Annotated in this window: 11 protein-coding genes; 9 read left to right on the forward strand and 2 right to left on the reverse strand. The window is 66.7% G+C overall.

Annotated elements, in window-relative coordinates:
* The first annotated feature begins 77 nt into the window (after positions 1-77).
* Genes SPHME3_RS0113115 through SPHME3_RS0113155 form a run of 9 tightly spaced genes read left to right on the forward strand, consistent with a single transcriptional unit; the run spans position 78 to position 14,577 of the window.
* Positions 78-2,519 carry a glycogen/starch/alpha-glucan phosphorylase gene (locus tag SPHME3_RS0113115; RefSeq protein ID WP_017978743.1) on the forward strand — a complete coding sequence of 814 codons (2,442 nt, stop codon included), beginning with the start codon at positions 78-80 and terminating at the stop codon, positions 2,517-2,519.
* Positions 2,516-4,681 carry a 1,4-alpha-glucan branching protein GlgB gene (gene glgB, locus SPHME3_RS0113120; protein ID WP_017978742.1) on the forward strand — a complete coding sequence of 722 codons (2,166 nt, stop codon included), beginning with the start codon at positions 2,516-2,518 and terminating at the stop codon, positions 4,679-4,681. Before SPHME3_RS0113115 ends, glgB begins: the two co-directional genes overlap by 4 nt.
* A 48-nt stretch (positions 4,682-4,729) precedes the next feature.
* The gene (glgC, locus tag SPHME3_RS0113125) at positions 4,730-5,992 is read left to right on the forward strand and encodes a glucose-1-phosphate adenylyltransferase (protein WP_257785364.1); all 1,263 of its coding nucleotides are present in this window, start codon (positions 4,730-4,732) and stop codon (positions 5,990-5,992) included.
* Positions 5,989-7,419: a glycogen synthase GlgA gene (gene glgA / locus SPHME3_RS0113130; RefSeq protein ID WP_017978740.1), complete on the forward strand. Its 1,431-nt coding sequence runs from the start codon at positions 5,989-5,991 to the stop codon at positions 7,417-7,419. Before glgC ends, glgA begins: the two co-directional genes overlap by 4 nt.
* Complete coding sequence (locus SPHME3_RS0113135; RefSeq protein ID WP_017978739.1) at positions 7,416-9,035, forward strand: alpha-D-glucose phosphate-specific phosphoglucomutase; 1,620 nt, start codon at positions 7,416-7,418, stop codon at positions 9,033-9,035. The genes glgA and SPHME3_RS0113135 overlap by 4 nt, the downstream gene beginning before the upstream one ends.
* Positions 9,032-10,801: a glycogen debranching protein GlgX gene (glgX, locus tag SPHME3_RS0113140; protein WP_017978738.1), complete on the forward strand. Its 1,770-nt coding sequence runs from the start codon at positions 9,032-9,034 to the stop codon at positions 10,799-10,801. Before SPHME3_RS0113135 ends, glgX begins: the two co-directional genes overlap by 4 nt.
* Positions 10,798-12,339 carry an alpha,alpha-trehalase TreA gene (treA, locus tag SPHME3_RS0113145; protein ID WP_017978737.1) on the forward strand — a complete coding sequence of 514 codons (1,542 nt, stop codon included), beginning with the start codon at positions 10,798-10,800 and terminating at the stop codon, positions 12,337-12,339. Before glgX ends, treA begins: the two co-directional genes overlap by 4 nt.
* 16 nt (positions 12,340-12,355) lie before the next feature.
* Entirely contained in the window at positions 12,356-12,991 is a 636-nt protein-coding gene (locus tag SPHME3_RS0113150; RefSeq protein WP_017978736.1) for a TetR/AcrR family transcriptional regulator, read from the forward strand.
* On the forward strand, positions 12,958-14,577 hold the full coding sequence (locus tag SPHME3_RS0113155; protein ID WP_026189081.1) for a choline dehydrogenase: 1,620 nt from the start codon (positions 12,958-12,960) through the stop codon (positions 14,575-14,577). The genes SPHME3_RS0113150 and SPHME3_RS0113155 overlap by 34 nt, the downstream gene beginning before the upstream one ends.
* 814 nt (positions 14,578-15,391) lie before the next feature.
* Here the strand turns inward: SPHME3_RS0113155 and lpdA are convergent.
* Together lpdA and odhB are read right to left on the reverse strand one after the other, a co-directional pair.
* Positions 15,392-16,783 (reverse strand): dihydrolipoyl dehydrogenase, encoded by a 1,392-nt coding sequence (lpdA, locus tag SPHME3_RS0113165; protein ID WP_024310536.1) that lies wholly within the window; start codon positions 16,781-16,783, stop codon positions 15,392-15,394.
* A gap of 110 nt (positions 16,784-16,893) precedes the next feature.
* Entirely contained in the window at positions 16,894-18,129 is a 1,236-nt protein-coding gene (odhB, locus tag SPHME3_RS0113170; protein WP_017978732.1) for a 2-oxoglutarate dehydrogenase complex dihydrolipoyllysine-residue succinyltransferase, read from the reverse strand.
* Between the last annotated feature and the right edge of the window lie 32 nt (positions 18,130-18,161).

Genomic DNA, 18,161 nt, shown 5'->3' on the forward strand with positions numbered 1-18,161 from the left:
GCCATTTAAAGGGTGACTTTCGCCAGCACCTATCGTTTAGTTACGGCAGCGTATCCCTCTTCTTCCCCGGATCGATCGTGACCGAACCAGCTGCCGCATCCACCCCTGCGCAGACCCATGCGCTCGCCCCAGACCTCGCTAACGAGATCGTCGACACCCTCGTCCATCGCATCGGCAAGGACCGGCAGGCCGCCCGCCCGCACGATTGGCTCGCGGCGACGATCTTCACACTGCGGAACGAGATCATCGAACGCTGGATGCGCTCGACCAAGGAAGCGCATGCGGCGGGCGCGAAGCGGGTCTATTATCTCAGCCTCGAATTCCTGATCGGGCGGTTGCTGCGCGACGCCCTGTCGAACCTGCGGCATAACGACGAGGTCGCGCAGGCGCTGGCGTCGCTCGGCGTCGACCTGGCGGTGATCGAAGAGATCGAGCCGGACGCGGCCCTCGGCAACGGCGGCCTCGGGCGACTGGCCGCGTGTTTCATGGAGAGCCTCGCGAGCCTCGACCTGCCGGCCTATGGCTATGGCATCCGCTACGTGAACGGCATGTTCCGCCAGCGGCTGGACGATGGCTGGCAGGTCGAGCTGCCGGAAACCTGGCTGGCGCACGGCAATCCGTGGGAGTTCGAGCGGCGGGAAAGCGCCTATTTTGTCGGTTTCGGCGGCGAGGTGACGACGCTGGCCGACGGCCGCAGCCACTGGTCGCCCGCCGAAGCGGTGGAGGCGGTCGCCTTCGACACGCCGATGGTCGGCTGGCGCGGCAAGCGCGTTAATACGCTGCGGCTGTGGAACGCCCGCGCGTTCGATCCGATCAAGCTGGACCAGTTCAACGCCGGCGATTTCGAAGGCGCGCTCGCCGGGCAGCTTCGGGCGGAAACGCTGACCCGCGTCCTCTACCCCAATGACAGCACGCCTGCGGGCCAGGGGCTGCGGCTGCGTCAGGAATATTTCTTCTCCTCCGCCTCGATCCAGGACATCGTCCGGCGCCACGTCCAGTATTTCGGCGATATCCGCACGCTGCCGGACAAGGCCGCGATCCAGCTCAACGACACGCACCCCGCGGTGTCGGTCGCCGAACTGATGCGGCTGCTGAAGGATTTCCACGGCCTGACCTTCGACGAGGCGTGGGACATCACCCGCAAGACCTTCGGTTATACGAACCACACGTTGCTGCCCGAGGCGCTGGAAAGCTGGCCGCTGCCGCTGTTCGAACGGCTGCTGCCGCGGCACATGCAATTGGTCTATGCGATCAATGCCAAGCTGCTGCGCGAGGCGCGCGAAAGTGGTGCCGACGATCGCGCGATCGCCGCGATCAGCCTGATCGACGAAGGCGGCGAGCGCCGCGTCCGCATGGCCAACCTCGCCTTTGCGGGCAGCCACAGCGTCAACGGCGTGGCCGCGCTGCATACGGATCTGATGAAGAAGACGGTCTTCGCCGACCTTCACCGTCTCTATCCGGATCGGATCAACAACAAGACCAACGGCATCACCCCACGGCGCTGGTTGCAGCAGTGCAATCCCGGGCTCACCGATCTGATCGAGAGCGCGATCGGCGGCGGCTTCCGCGACGATGCGCAGGCACTCACCGCGCTGGCTCCCTTCGCCGACGATGCGAGCTTCCGCGATCGCTTCGCCGCGGTGAAGCGCGCGAACAAGGTGGCGCTCAGCCAGTATCTGCATGACACGATGGAGCTCAAGCTCGATCCCGATGCGATCTTCGACGTGCAGATCAAGCGCATCCACGAGTATAAGCGCCAGCTGCTCGGCATCGTCGAGACGGTCGCGCTATACGACCAGATCCGCAGCCACCCGGAACGCGACTGGACGCCGCGCGTCAAGCTGTTCGCCGGCAAGGCGGCGTCGAGTTACCACAACGCCAAGCTTATCATCAAACTGGCGAACGACGTCGCCAAGCGGATCAACGCCGATCCCGCGGTCGGCGATCTGTTGAAGGTCGCCTTCGTCCCCAATTACAACGTCAGCCTTGCCGAACGCATCATTCCGGCGGCCGACCTGTCCGAACAGATTTCGACCGCGGGCATGGAGGCATCGGGCACCGGCAACATGAAGTTTGCGCTCAACGGCGCGCTGACGATCGGCACGCTCGACGGCGCAAATATCGAGATCCGCGACCATGTCGGCGCCAACAACATCTTCATCTTCGGCCTGACTGCAGAGGAGGTCGCCGACAAGCGGGCCAGCGGCTATCGCGGTACGGACGCGATCGGCGCGTCGCGCGAATTGGCGCAGGCGGTGAACGCAATCGCCTCTGGGGTGTTTTCTCCGGACGATCCAAATCGTTATGGGGGACTGATGGACGGCATTCGCGATCACGACTGGTTCATGCTGGCCGCCGATTTCGACGGCTATGCCGCCGCCCAACGCATGGTCGATGCGCGCTGGAGCGATCCTGCCGCATGGGGCCGATCGGCGGTCCTCAACGTCGCCAATATGGGCTGGTTTTCGTCGGATCGCACGATCGGTGAATATGCGCGCGACATCTGGAACGTGATGTGAAGCCGCCGCGTGGCGCCATCGCTGCCCTGCTCGCCGGGCGCCACGACGATCCCTTTTCACTGCTGGGTGTCTTCGCGGGTCCGAACGGTACGTTCGCGCGCACGCTGATCCCCGGCGCCGAAACGGCCGAAGCGTACGACCTGTCGGGCACCTCGCTCGGTCGCGTGAACCGTGTCGACGACAATGGACTGTTCGAAGGCGCGATCGACGGTGATCCGCAGCCGGTGAAGTACCGCGCGCAGGGCTATGGCGCCGAATGGTGGGTCACGGACCCGTACAGCTTCGGCCCGGTGCTCGGCCCCACCGACGATTATCTGATCGCGGAAGGGTCGCATTTCCGCCTCTACGACAAGATGGGCGCGCATCTGATCGAGCATCAGGGCGCAAGCGGCATGCACTTCGCCGTCTGGGCGCCCAATGCGCAGCGCGTGTCGGTGGTCGGCGACTTCAACGATTGGAACGATACCCGCCACGTGATGCGCCGCCGCGCCGACATCGGCGTCTGGGAGATTTTCCTGCCTGATATCGGTGCGGGCCGCAGCTACAAGTTCGCGATCCTCGGCCCGGACGGCACGCTGCAACCGCTGAAGGCGGACCCCTTCGCCTTCCAGTCCGAACTGCGCCCGAAGACCGCGTCGATCACTACTGCACCGTCCGCGCATGACTGGGGCGACGCAGTTCACCGCGACAGCTGGTCGCGGCTCGATCCACGCCGCGTCCCGATGAGCATCTACGAGGTCCACGCCGGCAGCTGGGATCGCGACGAAAACGGCTGGTATCTGTCGTGGGACGCGCTCGCCGATCGGCTGATCCCCTATGTCGTCGACATGGGCTTCACCCATATCGAATTCATGCCGATCAGCGAACACCCCTATGATCCGTCATGGGGTTACCAGACCACCGGATTATACGCGCCGTCCGCGCGCTTCGGCGATCCGGACGGCTTCGCTCGCTTCGTCGATGGTGCGCATCAAGCGGGGATCGGCGTGTTGCTCGATTGGGTGCCCGCGCACTTCCCCGTCGATGTCCACGGCCTCGCCCGGTTCGACGGCACCGCGCTGTACGAACACGAAGACCCGCGCCTCGGCTTCCACCCCGACTGGAATACCGCAATCTACAATTTCGGGCGGCGCGAGGTGCGCAGCTTCCTGATCAACAACGCTTTGTTCTGGACCGAACGCTATCACGTCGACGGGCTGCGCGTGGATGCCGTCGCCTCGATGCTGTACCGCGACTACAGCCGCAAGGCCGGCGAGTGGATCCCGAACGACGAAGGTGGCCGCGAGAATTGGGAGGCCGTACATTTCCTGCGCGACATGAACCGCGCGGTGTACGGCAAGCGCGACGGCGTGTTCACCGTCGCCGAGGAATCGACCAGCTGGCCCGGCGTCTCCACCCCCGCCTTCGACGACGGGCCGCGCACCAACCTGGGCTTCGGGTTCAAGTGGAACATGGGCTGGATGCACGACACGCTCCAGTATTTCGCACGTGAACCGATCCACCGGCGGCATCACCATGGCGAAATCACCTTCGGCCTGGTCTATGCCTTCGACGAGAACTTCGTGCTGCCGCTCAGCCATGACGAGGTCGTCCACGGGAAGGGTTCGCTGCTCGCCAAGATGGCCGGTGACGATTGGCAGCAGTTCGCGAATCTGCGCGCCTATTACGCCTTCATGTGGGGCTATCCCGGCAAGAAGCTATTGTTCATGGGCCAGGAGTTCGCGCAGCGACAGGAGTGGAGCGAGGATCGGGCGCTCGACTGGCATTTGCGCTGTTCGTCGTCGCACGAGGGGATTCGCAATCTCGTCCGCGACCTCAATCGCCTGTATCGCGAGACGCCCGCGCTGCATGCGCGCGACTGCGAGGGCGAGGGCTTCGAATGGCTGATCGGCGACGATGCCGCCAATTCGGTCTTCGCCTGGCTCCGCAAGGCGCCGGGCGAGAAGCCGGTGGCGGTGATCGCCAACCTGACGCCGGTTGCGCGCGCACCCTATCGCGTGCCGCTGCCGCACGACGGACGCTGGCGCGAGATCATCAATTCCGACGCGCACCATTATTGGGGCTCCGGCCTCGGCAATATGGGGGGCGTTGACGCGAAGGACGGCGCGGCATGGGTGACACTGCCACCGCTCGCGACCATCATGCTGCAATACGACGGTTGACCGATCCAGGGGCAGGACGGTCGACGGACAGATAATAGGAGGATGCCGGTGGTAGACAGACGAGGACAGCCGCTATCGCGTGACGCGATGGCCTATGTGCTGGCGGGCGGGCGCGGCAGCCGGCTGATGGAACTGACCGACACGCGCGCCAAGCCCGCGGTCTATTTCGGCGGCAAGAGCCGGATCATCGATTTCGCGCTGTCGAACGCGATCAATTCGGGCATCCGCCGCATCGGCGTCGCGACCCAGTACAAGGCGCATTCGCTGATCCGCCACTTGCAGCGCGGCTGGAACTTCCTGCGCCCCGAACGCAACGAAAGCTTCGACATCCTGCCCGCCAGCCAGCGGATCAGCGAATTCCAATGGTATGAAGGCACCGCCGACGCGGTCTACCAGAACATCGACATCATCGAGGCCTATGACGTCGAATATATGGTGATCCTGGCCGGCGATCACATCTACAAGATGGATTACGAAGTGATGCTCCAGCAGCATTGCGACAGTGGCGCCGACGTCACGGTTGCCTGCATGGAGGTTCCTCGGATGGAGGCGGTCGCGTTCGGCGTGATGCACGTCGATGAGACCGACCGGATCATCGACTTCGTCGAAAAGCCTGCCGATCCGCCGTCGATCCCGGGCCAGCCCGACATCGCGCTCGCCAGCCTCGGCATCTACGTCTTCCGCACGAAGTTCCTGATCGAACAACTGCGCCGCGACGCCGACACGCCTGGCTCCGCGCGCGATTTCGGCAAGGACATCATTCCGTACCTCGTCCAGCACGGCAAGGCGCAGGCGCACCGCTTCTCGGCAAGCTGCGTGCGCACCAGCGAGGAGCCCGCCGCCTATTGGCGCGACGTCGGCACGGTCGACGCCTATTGGGAGGCCAATATCGACCTCACCGATGTCATCCCGCAGCTCGACGTCTACGACCACGAATGGCCCATCTGGACCTATTCGGAGATCACCCCACCCGCCAAGTTCGTCCATGACGAAGAGGGCCGGCGCGGGTCGGCGGTGTCGAGCCTGGTTTCGGGCAATTGCATCGTGTCGGGCTCGTCGATCCATCGCAGCCTGCTGTCGACCGGCGTGCGCGCGCACAGCTTCTCTGCCTTGGACGAGGCGGTGGTGCTGCCCTATTGCCACATCGGCCGCGGCGCCCGCCTGAAGCGCGTGGTGCTCGATCGCGGCGTCGTCATCCCGGACGGGCTCATCGTCGGGGAGGACCCGGAGCTCGACAGCCGCCGCTTCCGCCGGACCGACAAGGGCATCTGCCTGATCACCCAACCGATGATCGACCGCCTGGCGCTGTGACCCTGTCGGTCCTCTCGGTCGCATCCGAAGCCTTCCCGCTGGTGAAGACCGGCGGGCTGGCGGACGTCGTCGGTGCCCTCCCCGACGCGGTCAGCCCGCATGGGATCGCAACGTCCACGCTGCTCCCCGGCTATCCCGCGCTCGCCAAGGCGGTGAAGGGTGCGACGGTCGTGCATCGCTGGCCCGATCTGCTCGGCGTCGAGGCGCGGCTGCTGGCGTCGCACATCGGCGAGCATCCGCTGATGGTGCTCGACGCGCCGGAATTGTTCGCACGGCCCGGCGGACTCTATGGCCAGACCGACGACTGGCAGCGGTTTGCAGCGTTCGCCTTCGCGGCCGCCGAAATCGCGGCGGGCGTGGTGCCGGGTTATCGCTTCGACCTGCTCCACGCGCACGACTGGCAGGCGGCAATGGCACCCGCCTATCTCCGCTTCCTGCACGCCGATCGCCGCCCGGCGAGCGTGATGACCGTCCACAATATCGCCTTCCAAGGCCAGTTCGGCGCGGAGGTGTTCACGGACCTCGGCCTGCCCGCAATGGCCTATGCGATCGACGGCGTCGAATATTATGGTGGCGTCGGGTTCCTGAAGGCAGGCCTCGCCGCCGCGGACGCGATCACCACCGTCAGCCCGACCTATGCGGCTGAGATCCGCGAAGGTCGCTTCGGCATGGGCCTCGAAGGCCTGATCGAAGCGCGCCGCGACCGCGTCCATGGCATCGTCAACGGCATCAACCCCGCGGTCTGGAACCCGGAAACCGACGCCGCCCTCCCCAGCCGTTACACCACCCGCGCGCTCGGCCGTCGCAAGGCGAACAAGCGCGCGATCGAAAGCGTATTCGGATTGGAAGCGGGGGACGGCCCCCTGTTTACCGTCATCAGCCGCCTGACGTGGCAGAAGGGCATGGATGTCCTGACGCAATGCCTCGACGAACTTGTCGCGCTCGGCGGACGGCTGGCGCTGCTCGGATCGGGCGACGCGCATCTCGAGGCGGCATTCCTTGCCGCCGCCGCACGCTATCCCGGCCGGATCGGCGTGCAGATCGGCTATGACGAGCCGCTCTCGCATCTGCTGCAAGGCGGCGCCGACGCCATCCTGATCCCGTCGCGCTTCGAACCGTGCGGCCTGACCCAGTTGTACGGACTCGCTTATGGCTGCGTGCCGATCGTCGCGCGCACGGGCGGTCTTGCCGACACGGTCATCGATGCAAACGAAGCGGCGCTCGCCGCCGGCGTCGCCACCGGTTTCCAGCATGGCGAGACCGGCTACCACACGCTCGCGCACGCGATCCGCCGCGCGATTGCCGCTTATGCCCGGCCCGATCTATGGTGCATCCTCCAGCGCAACGGGATGCGTGCCGATTTCTCCTGGGGCCAAAGCGGCCGCCGTTACGCCGACCTCTATAAGACCCTGACAGGACACGCATGATCCGCACCTGCCCGACCCAGCCCTACACCGACCAGAAGCCCGGCACCTCGGGCCTCCGCAAAAAGGTGACGGTGTTCCAGCAACCCAATTACGCCGAGAATTTCGTCCAGTCGGTGTTCGACGTCATTGACGGCAAGCAGGGCGCGACGCTCGTCATCGGCGGTGACGGCCGCTTCCTCAATCGCGAGGTGATCCAGAAGGCGATCCGCATCGCCGCCGCCAACGGTTTCGGCCGAGCGGTGATCGGCCGTGGCGGCATTCTGTCGACGCCCGCCGCCAGCAACATGATCCGCATCCGCAAGGCGCTGGGCGGCCTCGTTTTGTCGGCGAGCCATAATCCCGGCGGCCCGACCGAGGATTTCGGCATCAAATACAATATCGCCAACGGCGGCCCCGCGCCCGAAAACGTCACCGAAGCGCTGTATCAGCGTACCAAGGTCATCGACCGCTGGCTGACCGTCGACGCGGCGGACGTCGACCTCGACACGATCGGCGAAACGCAGGTCGGCGATATGACCGTCGAGATCGTCGATCCGGTCGCCGATTATGCCGCCCTGATGGAGCGGCTGTTCGACTTCGACGCCATTCGTGCCGCCGGCCTGACCATGGCATTCGACGCGATGAGCGCGGTTACCGGCCCCTATGCGACCGAAATCCTCGAAAACCGTCTGGGCTTCGCCAAGGGCACGGTGCGCAACGGCACGCCGCTGGAGGATTTCGGCGGCCATCACCCCGACCCCAATCTCGTCCACGCGCATGCGTTGTACGAGACGATGATGGCCCCTGATGCGCCCGATTTTGGTGCCGCATCGGACGGTGACGGCGACCGCAACCTTATCATCGGCCGCGGCCGGTTCGTGACCCCATCCGACAGCCTCGCGATGCTCGCCGCCAATGCCCACCTTGCGCCGGGCTATGCCGACGGGCTGAAGGGCATCGCCCGATCGATGCCGACCAGCGCCGCCGCCGATCGCGTCGCGGCGGCCAAGGGGCTGCCGATCTTCGAGACGCCGACGGGATGGAAGTTCTTCGGCAATCTGCTCGACGCCGGCATGGCGACGATCTGCGGCGAAGAAAGCGCGGGCACTGGGTCCGACCACGTGCGGGAAAAAGACGGCCTGTGGGCGGTCCTGCTGTGGCTCAACATCCTCGCCGTTCGCGGCCAATCGGTCGATGCGATCGCGCGCGATCACTGGGCGACCTACGGCCGCAACTTTTACGCCCGTCATGACTATGAAGGCGTGGAGAGCGATCGCGCCGATGCGCTGATGGCCGAACTGCGCGGCAGGCTCGATACGCTCGCCGGCACGCAGGTTGCCGGCTTGCGCGTCGCCGAAGCCGATGATTTTGCCTATACCGATCCCACCGACGGATCGGTCAGCCGCAACCAGGGCGTGCGCATCCTGTTCGACGGTGGCAGCCGCGTCGTCTTCCGCCTGTCGGGCACGGGCACTAGCGGCGCGACATTGCGCGTCTATCTCGAACGCTACGAACCCGCCGACGGCGACCTTGACCGCGATACCGGCGAGATGCTGGCCGATATTGTCGCCGCAGCGGATGCGATCGCCGGGATCGTTCGCCACACCGGCCGCACCGAGCCCGACGTCATCACGTGAGCGTATCGATCGGCGCCGAAGTCGTTGACGGCGGCACCCGTTTCGCCGTGCGGAGCGCGACCCCGGTCACGCTTTGCCTGTTCGACGATGCCGGCGAACGGCAGATACCCATGACCGGTGCGGACGGCGTCTGGCATGCGGAGGTCGAAGGCGTCGGCGTGGGCACCCGATACGGCTATCGCGCTGCGTCCGACCCGGCGAAACTGCTGGTCGATCCCTATGCGATCCAGCTGGACCGGGCGTTCCGCTACGACCCGTGCCTCGGCGAGCCGGGTATCGACACGACCGCGCTGGTCCCCCGCGCCATCGTCACGCCGCCCCCTACCGCACCTGTCGCCGCGCCCCTCTTTACCCCCGGGGGCCTGATCTACGAACTCAACGTCCGCGGCTTCACCATGCTGCACCCGGACGTACCGGAGTCGCAGCGGGGCACGATCGCCGCCCTCGCCCACCCCGCTGTCATCGCGCATCTCAAGACCTTGAACGTCGCCGCGATCGAGCTGATGCCGATCGTCGCATGGATCGACGAACGCCACCTGCCGCCGCTCGGCCTCACCAACAGCTGGGGCTATAACCCGGTCGTCCCGATGGCGATCGACCCGCGGCTCGCCCCCGGCGGCGTCGCCGAACTGGTCGAAACGGTGGCCGCCCTCCGCAGCGCTGGGATCGGGGTGATCCTCGACATGGTCTTCAACCACACGGGCGAGAGCGACCGCCTCGGCCCGACATTGTCGCTGCGCGGGTTCGATGAGGCGCTCTATTACGCGCACGCGCCCGAGGGCAGCCTCGTCAACGACACCGGCACGGGTAACACGCTCGATTGCAGCCGACCCGAGGTTCGCGCGCTGATCCTCGACAGCCTGCGCCATTTCGCCCGGTGCGGGGTCGACGGCTTCCGTTTCGACCTCGCGACGATCCTCGCCCGCGGCCCTAGCTTCGATCCCCATGCGCCGATCTTTGTAGAGATCGCCGCCGACCCTTTGCTCGCCAGCCGCGTCATGATCGCCGAGCCGTGGGACATCGGCCCCGGCGGCTATCAACTCGGCCACTTCCCCGACCACTGGCTGGAGTGGAACGACCGCTACCGCGACGACGTCCGCCGCTTCTGGCGCGGCGACGGCAGCGCAGGCGAGCTGGCCACCCGCATCGCAGGATCGGCGGATCTCTTCGGTCCTGGCGACACGCGCACGGTTAACTTCCTCGCGGCGCACGATGGCTTCACGCTCTCCGATTTGGTCAGCTATGCCGAGCGCCACAACCACGCCAATGGCGAGGACAATCGTGATGGCCATGGCGACAATCTCAGCTGGAACAATGGCGTCGAGGGGCCGAGCAACGATCCCGCCGTCCGCCAGCACCGCCGTGACGACCTTCGCGCGCTACTCGCCACGCTGTTCGCCTCGCGCGGCACGATCATGCTGACCGCCGGCGACGAATTTGGCCGCACGCAGCAGGGCAACAACAACGCCTATGCGCAGGACAATGCGATCGGCTGGGTCGACTGGCAGAATCGTGACCGCGATCTCGAGGATTTCGTCGCCGCCCTCGCCGCCTTTCGCGCCGCCAACCGGCTGGACGCCGTCGCCCCCTACGCCGACGCCGACTGGCGCGCGCTCGATGGCGAGGTCATGACGCCGGACCGCTGGCACGACGCGCCCGGTTTCGAACTTTGCCTGGCCGACGGCGACGCCCAGATCGTGCTGCGTATCGATCGCCAGACCCGCCGCGTCTCGCTGAGCCGTAGAACCATCGTGGAGAGCCGATGATGATCCGCCCGCTGCTGCTTGCCCTGTCGACGCTGCTCGTCGCCGCCACGCCGCTGTCGCCCGCACAGCGCTTCGGCGAGTTGTTCCGCGCGGTGCAGATGCAGCGCGTCTTCCCTGATTCGAAGACCTTCGCCGACGCCCAGCCGCGGCGCAGCGATGCCGCGATCATGAAGGCCTATCGCCAGTGCGCCTGCAAGGATCGCGCGGCGCTCGAAGGCTTCGTGCAGGCGAACTTCACCCTGCCGATCACGCCGACCGTGCCGCCACCCTCGGCCAAACTCTCGCTCACGGCGCATATCGATGCGCTGTGGCCGCAGCTCACGCGCACCCTGTCGAGCGTTGCCCCAGGTTCGTCGGCGCTGCCGTTGCCGAAGCGCTTCGTCGTCCCCGGCGGCCGGTTTCGCGAAATGTATTATTGGGACAGCTGGTTCACGATGCTGGGCTTGCAGGCATCGGGGCGGCAGGATCTGGTCGAGGACATGATCGTCGATTTCGGCAGCCTGCTCGATCGCTACGGCCGCATCCCCAACGGCACGCGCACCTATTATCTCAGCCGCTCGCAGCCGCCCTTCTTCTACCTGATCGCCGGCATGTCGAAGCGCGCCGACACGCTGGCGCAGCGGACGCGCTGGCTGCGTGCCGAGCATGACTTCTGGATGCGCGGCGCCGACGGCCTGCGGGCCGGCGAGGCGAACGCCCGCGTCGTCCGCCTCAGCGACGGCAGCCTGCTCAACCGCTATTGGGACGACCGCGACGATCCCCGCGACGAAAGCTATCGCGAGGACGCGCTGCTCGCACAGGCGAACCCCGGCCGCGACGCCAAGGTCCTTTACCGCGATCTACGCGCCGGCGCCGAGAGCGGCTGGGACTTTAGTTCGCGCTGGCTCGCCGATGGCAAGACGCTGGCGACGATCCGTACGACGCGCGTCGTCCCGGTCGATCTCAACAGCCTGCTCTACGGGCTCGAACGCAGCATCGCGACGAACTGCCGGACGCTGAAGGACGATCCCTGCGCCAGCCGCTACACCGCGGCGGCAGACGCCCGCGCGGTGGCGATCAACCGCCATCTGTGGAACGCCGCCGGCTATTATGCCGATTACGACCTGGACGCGGACACGGTCGCGCGCGGGCGCACCGCCGCCATGGCCTTCCCTCTGTTCGTCGGCATCGCGACGCCCGATCGCGCCCAAGCCACTGCCAAGGCGCTGGCCCCGCTGATCGGCGAGGGCGGGCTGCGCACCACGCGGGTGGACACCGGGCAGCAATGGGACGATCCCAACGGCTGGGCGCCCTTGCAATGGGTCGCGATCACGGGGCTCGAACGCTATGGCGAAACCACCCTCGCCCGCCGGATCGCCGCCCACTGGCTGGCCAGCGTGACCCGCGAATATGACGCCAGCGGCAAGCTGCTGGAAAAGTACAACGTTGTGCAGCGCCTGCCCGGCGGCGGCGGCGAATACCCGCTGCAGGACGGGTTCGGCTGGACCAACGGCGTCACCCGCGCCCTCATCGCCAAGGGGTTTACCACAGCGCAATAGCTGCATAACATCGGTTATGGCCACCGCCGCCCCCGACCGGACGCTCCGCGCGACGGACCTTACGCCACGCGATTGGCTGGAGGCGGGACAGTCACTTCTGCGGCGGGGCGGGCTGCGGGCGCTAAAGCTGCGTCGGCTCGCCACGGAGCTGAACGTTTCGACCGGCAGCTTCTATCACCATTTCACCGACTTCGACGCCTATCAGGGCCGGCTGGCGGACTATTTCGCGGGCGAGCATCTTGCCAGCATCCTCGACACGATCATGAACGCGGAGCGAAATCCCGTCGATCGCATCCGCCTGCTCGCCGAGATCGTCCGCCGGCGGGGGCTGTTCCGTCTCTCACTCGCGATGCGCGCCTGGGCCGAAAGCGATCACCGTGCGCAGGCTGCGGTCGAACGGAACGACGCGCAGGTCCTCGCCTTCCTGTCGCATTGCCTCGAGGCGAACGGCCTCACGCCTTATCAGGCACGCGTGCGCGGCTATGCGCTGATGACGCTGGGGCTCGGCAAGGTCCACGCGCCCGATCTCGATCGGCCCGCATTGATGGAGGAGCTGATCGCGCTCCTCTGCACACCCACGGATGCGACGGTCGAAACGGCCGCGCAGGAGGAGAGAGCATGGCAGACCAAGGCTTCGACTATATCGTCATAGGGGGCGGCTCGGCCGGCTGCGTCATGGCGGCGCGCCTGTCCGAAGACCCCGCAGTCCGCGTGCTGCTGATCGAAGCCGGTGGCCACAATCGAGACTTGCTCGTCCGCATGCCGGCCGGCGTCGGCGAATTGATCAAGACGAAGAGCAAGCACAATTGGGGCTTCTGGACCGCGCCCGAACCGCACCTCGACAACCGGCGCCTGTGGTGGCCGCGCGGCAAGGGGCTGGGCGGCAGCTCGGCGATCAACGGCATGATCTATTCGCGGGGCCATCCGCGCGATTACGATCGCTGGGCGCAATCCGGCCTTGCCGGGTGGGGCTGGGATGACGTCCTCCCCTATTTCCGCAAGCTGGAGGGGCACCATCGCAGCGGGCCGCTGCACGGGACCGATGGCCCGCTGCGCGTCTCGCCGGGCGAAAGCGACAGCCCGTTCAACGCCGCCTTCATCGCCGCGGGGCGACAGGCCGGCTATCCGATCACCGACGATTTCAACGGCGCGCATCCCGAAGGCTTCGGCCCCTATGACCTGACCATCGCCAACGGCCGGCGCTGGACCGCGGCGGAGGCGTATCTGTTCCCCGCATTAGCCCGACCGAACCTGACGATCGCGACGGATGCGCGCACCACGCGGATCGACGTGCAGGGCGGCCGGGCGGTCGCGGTCGACTATATGGTCGGGCGCGAGCCGCGCCGGGCAACCGCCTCCGGCGAAATCCTGCTGTGTACGGGCGCAGTCCAGTCGCCGCAATTGCTACAGCTGTCGGGCATCGGCGATCCCGCGCACCTGCGCGGCGTCGGTATCAAGACGGTGCATGAGCTACCCGGTGTCGGGCGCAACCTGCAGGATCATCTCGACGTCATCATGAACTGGCGCAGCCGCGGCCTGCGCACGGTGTTCAGCGAAGTGAAGGGCCTGCGGCAACTCGGCGTCGGCCTCCGCTATGCGCTGACCGGCAAGGGCGTCGGGCGCCAGAACTTTCTCGAAGCCGGCGCCTTCATCCCCTCGCGTGAGGGCCTCGACCACCCGGACATTCAAATTCACGCGGTGCTCGCGATCATGCGCGACCACGGCAAGGTCAAGGCGACCGAAGACGGCTTCTCGCTCCACCTCTGCCAGCTTCGCCCCGAAAGCCGCGGACGCATCGGTTTGGTGTCGGATGACCCATTGGCCGATCCGCTGATCGAGGCGAATTACCTCAGCACGCCCGAAGACCGCCGCGTCCTACGTGAAGCGGTGACGATCGGCCGGGACGTAGTGGCGCAGGTGGCGCTCGATCCTTATCGTGACGCCGAACTGGCACCTGGGCCGGACGTACGGGGCGATGCCGCGATCGACGCCTGGGTCCGCCAGACGGCGGAGACGATCTATCACCCGATCGGCACCTGCAAGATGGGGGCGGAAGGCGACCCGATGGCAGTGGTGGACGGTCAGCTACGAGTGCGCGGCATCGCGGGCCTGCGCGTGGTGGATGCCTCGGTGATGCCGAGCCTTGTCAGCGGCAACACCAACGCGCCGACGATCATGATTGCGGAGAAGGCGGCAGACATGATCCGGGGCATCGCGAAAACCCAACTGGCAGCCTGATCGCTTACCCCACTCCCCCGCCACCCCGCTCCCCTCCCCGCGCATCGCTTGCCCCAAACACCCTGTCACCCCGGACTCGTTCCGGGGTCCACTCCGCGGCGAGGGGGACGGCAGGAGGCTCAAACGCGGCCCCCGCGGCCCGGTGGACTCCGGACCAAGTCCGGAGTGACGGCGCGTGTGGGGCTTCCCTTCCGCGCGTCGCTTACCCCAAACACCCCGTCACCCCGGACTCGTTCCGGGGTCCACTCCACGGCGAGGGGGACGGCAGAAGGCTTAAACGCGACCCCCGCGGCCCGGTGGAGTCCGGACCAAGTCCGGAGTGACGGAGTGTGTGGGGCTCCCCTCCCCGCGCATCGCTCGTCCCAAACACCCCGTCACCCCGGACTCGTTCCGGGGTCCACTCCGCGGCGAGCGGGACGGCAGGAGGCTCAAACGCTACCCCCGCGGCCCGGTGGAATCCGGACCAAGTCCGGAGTGACGGAGCGTGTGGGGTTTCCCTTCCGCGCACGCCGCCACGCCAGCGATTGTCGATTCAGCGCCGCTAGGTCGGCCCACCCCTCCACGACGTCGTGCCCCAACGCCACCGCCCGCGCTAGCAGCCCGCCATCGATACACCGATACGCCGGCCGTCCGGCAACCGCATCATACCACACCCCGCCGACGACCGCGTCGAGCAAGATCCGCTGGAAGCAATGATCCGCCCGCACCGGCCAGACACGCGAACGCGCGAGACCCGGTAAGGTCCCGCGCGTCAGCTCCAGCCATTCGGCCTCCAGATCGGCGCGGGAACGCTCTGCTCCCTCGCCGTCCGACATCAGATGTGGATCGGCTTGCCCGTCACCGCCATCGCCGCTTCCTTGATCGCCTCGGAATGCGTGGGGTGGGCGTGGCACGTGTAGGCGATATCCTCGCTGGTCGCGCCGAACTCCATGGCCTGCGCTGCCTGCGCGATCATCGTGCCGGCGACGCTGGCGATCGCCCAGACGCCGACGACGCGATCGGTCTTCGCATCGGCGATGATCTTCACGAAGCCGTCCGGCTCGTGGTTGGTCTTGGCGCGGCTGTTCGCCATCATCGGGAACTTGCCGACCTTGATCTCGCCCTTGGCCTTGGCCGCTTCCTCGGTCAGACCGACACCGGCGAACTCGGGCATCGTGTAGACGACGCTCGGGATCACATCGTGGTTCACGATGCCGGTCAGGCCAGCGATGTTCTCGGCGACCGCAATGCCCTCGTCCTCGGCCTTGTGCGCGAGCATCAGGCCGGGTGCGACGTCGCCGATCGCCCAGATACCGGCCACGCTGGTCGCGAAGTCGTGGTCGATCTCCACCTGTCCACGGCCGTTGACCGACAGGCCCGCGGCTTCGAGGTTCAGGCCATCGGTGTTCGGCTTACGACCGATCGCCAGCAGCACGGCATCGGCGGTGATCGTCTCGGCCGCGCCACCCGCGGCGGGCTCGACGGTCAGGGTCGCGGTGTCGCCCGCCACGGTGACGCCCGTCACCTTGGTCGACAGCTTGAACTCCATGCCCTGCTTCTTGAAGATCTTCTGCGCTTCCTTGCGCACGTCGCCATCGAAGCCCGGCAGGATCTGGTCGAGATATTCGACCACCGTCACCTTCGCACCCAGGCGGCGCCACACGCTGCCCAGCTCCAGGCCGATCACACCGCCGCCGATGACGACCATATGCTCGGGCACCTTCGGCAGCTCGAGCGCGCCGGTGCTGTCGACGACGACCTTCTGGTCGACCGTCACGCCCGGCAGCGGCGTGACCGACGAGCCGGTCGCGATCACGATGTTCTTGGCGCGCACCGTCTGGCCCGCGACCTCGACGCTGTCCTTACCGGTGAAGCGCGCATGGCCCTTCAGCCACGTCACCTTGTTCTTCTTGAACAGATATTCGATGCCGCCGGTCAGCTGCTTCACCGCGTCGCGGCGCTGGCCGTGCATCGCGTCCAGGTCCAGCTCGGGCGTCACCTTGATGCCCATCTTGGCCATCGCGCCATTGGCTGCCGCATCGAAATATTCCGATGCGTGCAGCATCGCCTTCGACGGAATGCAGCCGACGTTCAGGCAGGTCCCGCCCAGCGTCTCGCGCGCCTCGGCGCAGGCGGTCTTCAGCCCCAGCTGCGCCGCGCGGATCGCCGCGACATAGCCGCCAGGGCCGGCACCGATCACGAGGACGTCATAGTCGTAGTCTGCCATCATTTCCTCCAACCGTCATGCCAGCGGACGCTGGCATCTCGTGCGGCAGGAAGCGATGCTCCCCGCGAAAGACCCCGGCCTCCGCCGGGGTGACGTGTCTATATAGATACTTACAGGTCGATCAGAATGCGCGTCGGATCCTCGATCGCATTCTTCAGCGCGACGAGGAAGGTCACCGCCTCGCGGCCATCGATTAGACGGTGGTCATACGACAGCGCCAGATACATCATCGGACGCACCACGACCTGGCCGTTCACCACGACCGGGCGATCCTCGATCCGATGGAGGCCCAGCACCGCCGACTGCGGCGGGTTGATGATCGGGGTCGACATCAGCGAGCCGAACACACCGCCGTTGGAGATGGTGAAGGTGCCGCCCTTCATCTCGTCCATCTTCAGCGTGCCGTCCTTGGCGCGGCGGCCGAAGTCGCCGATCGTCTTCTCGATGCCCGCGACCGACAGGTCCTGCGCATCGCGGATGACCGGCACGACCAGGCCGTTCGGCGCCGATACGGCGACCGAGATATCGGCATAGTCGTGATAAACGATCTCATCGCCCTCGATCGAGGCGTTGACGGACGGAATGTCCTTCAGCGCCATCGTGGCCGCCTTCACGAAGAAGCCCATGAAGCCCAGGCGGACGCCGTGCTTCTTCTCGAACAGGTCCTTATACTTGGCACGCGCCTCGATCACCGCGGTCATGTCGACGTCGTTGAACGTCGTCAGCATCGCGGCGGTGTTCTGCGCTTCCTTCAGGCGCTTGGCGATCGTCTGGCGCAGGCGCGTCATCTTGACGCGCTCTTCCTTGCGGCCGCCCGCAGCGGCGGCAGCCGGAGCAGCAGCAGCGGGCGCCTGCGCCGTCGCGGCCGGCTTCGCAGCGGCGGCAGCGGCCACGTCTTCCTTGGTAATGCGACCGTCCTTGCCGGTGCCGGTGATCGACGCGGGATCAAGTCCGTATTCCAGCACGGCACGACGAACCGACGGCGACAGCGCCGCCGGCGAGTCGCTCGATGCCTCAGGCGCCGCAGCCGGTGCCGCAGCGGCCGGAGCAGGCGCAGCCGGGGTCACCGCCGGAGCCGGCGCAGCGGCAGGCGCCGCCGCCGCACCACCGCCCGCCTCGATCGTCGCGAGCATCGCGCCGACCTGCACAGTATCGCCAACCTGCACCGCATGCTGACCCATCACGCCGGCGACCGGCGAGGGCACTTCCACCGACACCTTGTCGGTCTCAAGGCTCGCGATCGGCTCATCGGCCTTCACGGGGTCGCCGGGCTGCTTCAGCCATTCGCCGACGGTGGCTTCGGTGATCGATTCGCCCAGAACGGGAACGGTGACTTCGGTTGCCATCTCTTGCATCCTTCTCCCCGGGGAGGGGGTCT

The sequence above is a fragment of the Sphingomonas melonis DAPP-PG 224 genome (assembly GCF_000379045.1).
GTDB lineage: Bacteria > Pseudomonadota > Alphaproteobacteria > Sphingomonadales > Sphingomonadaceae > Sphingomonas > Sphingomonas aquatilis.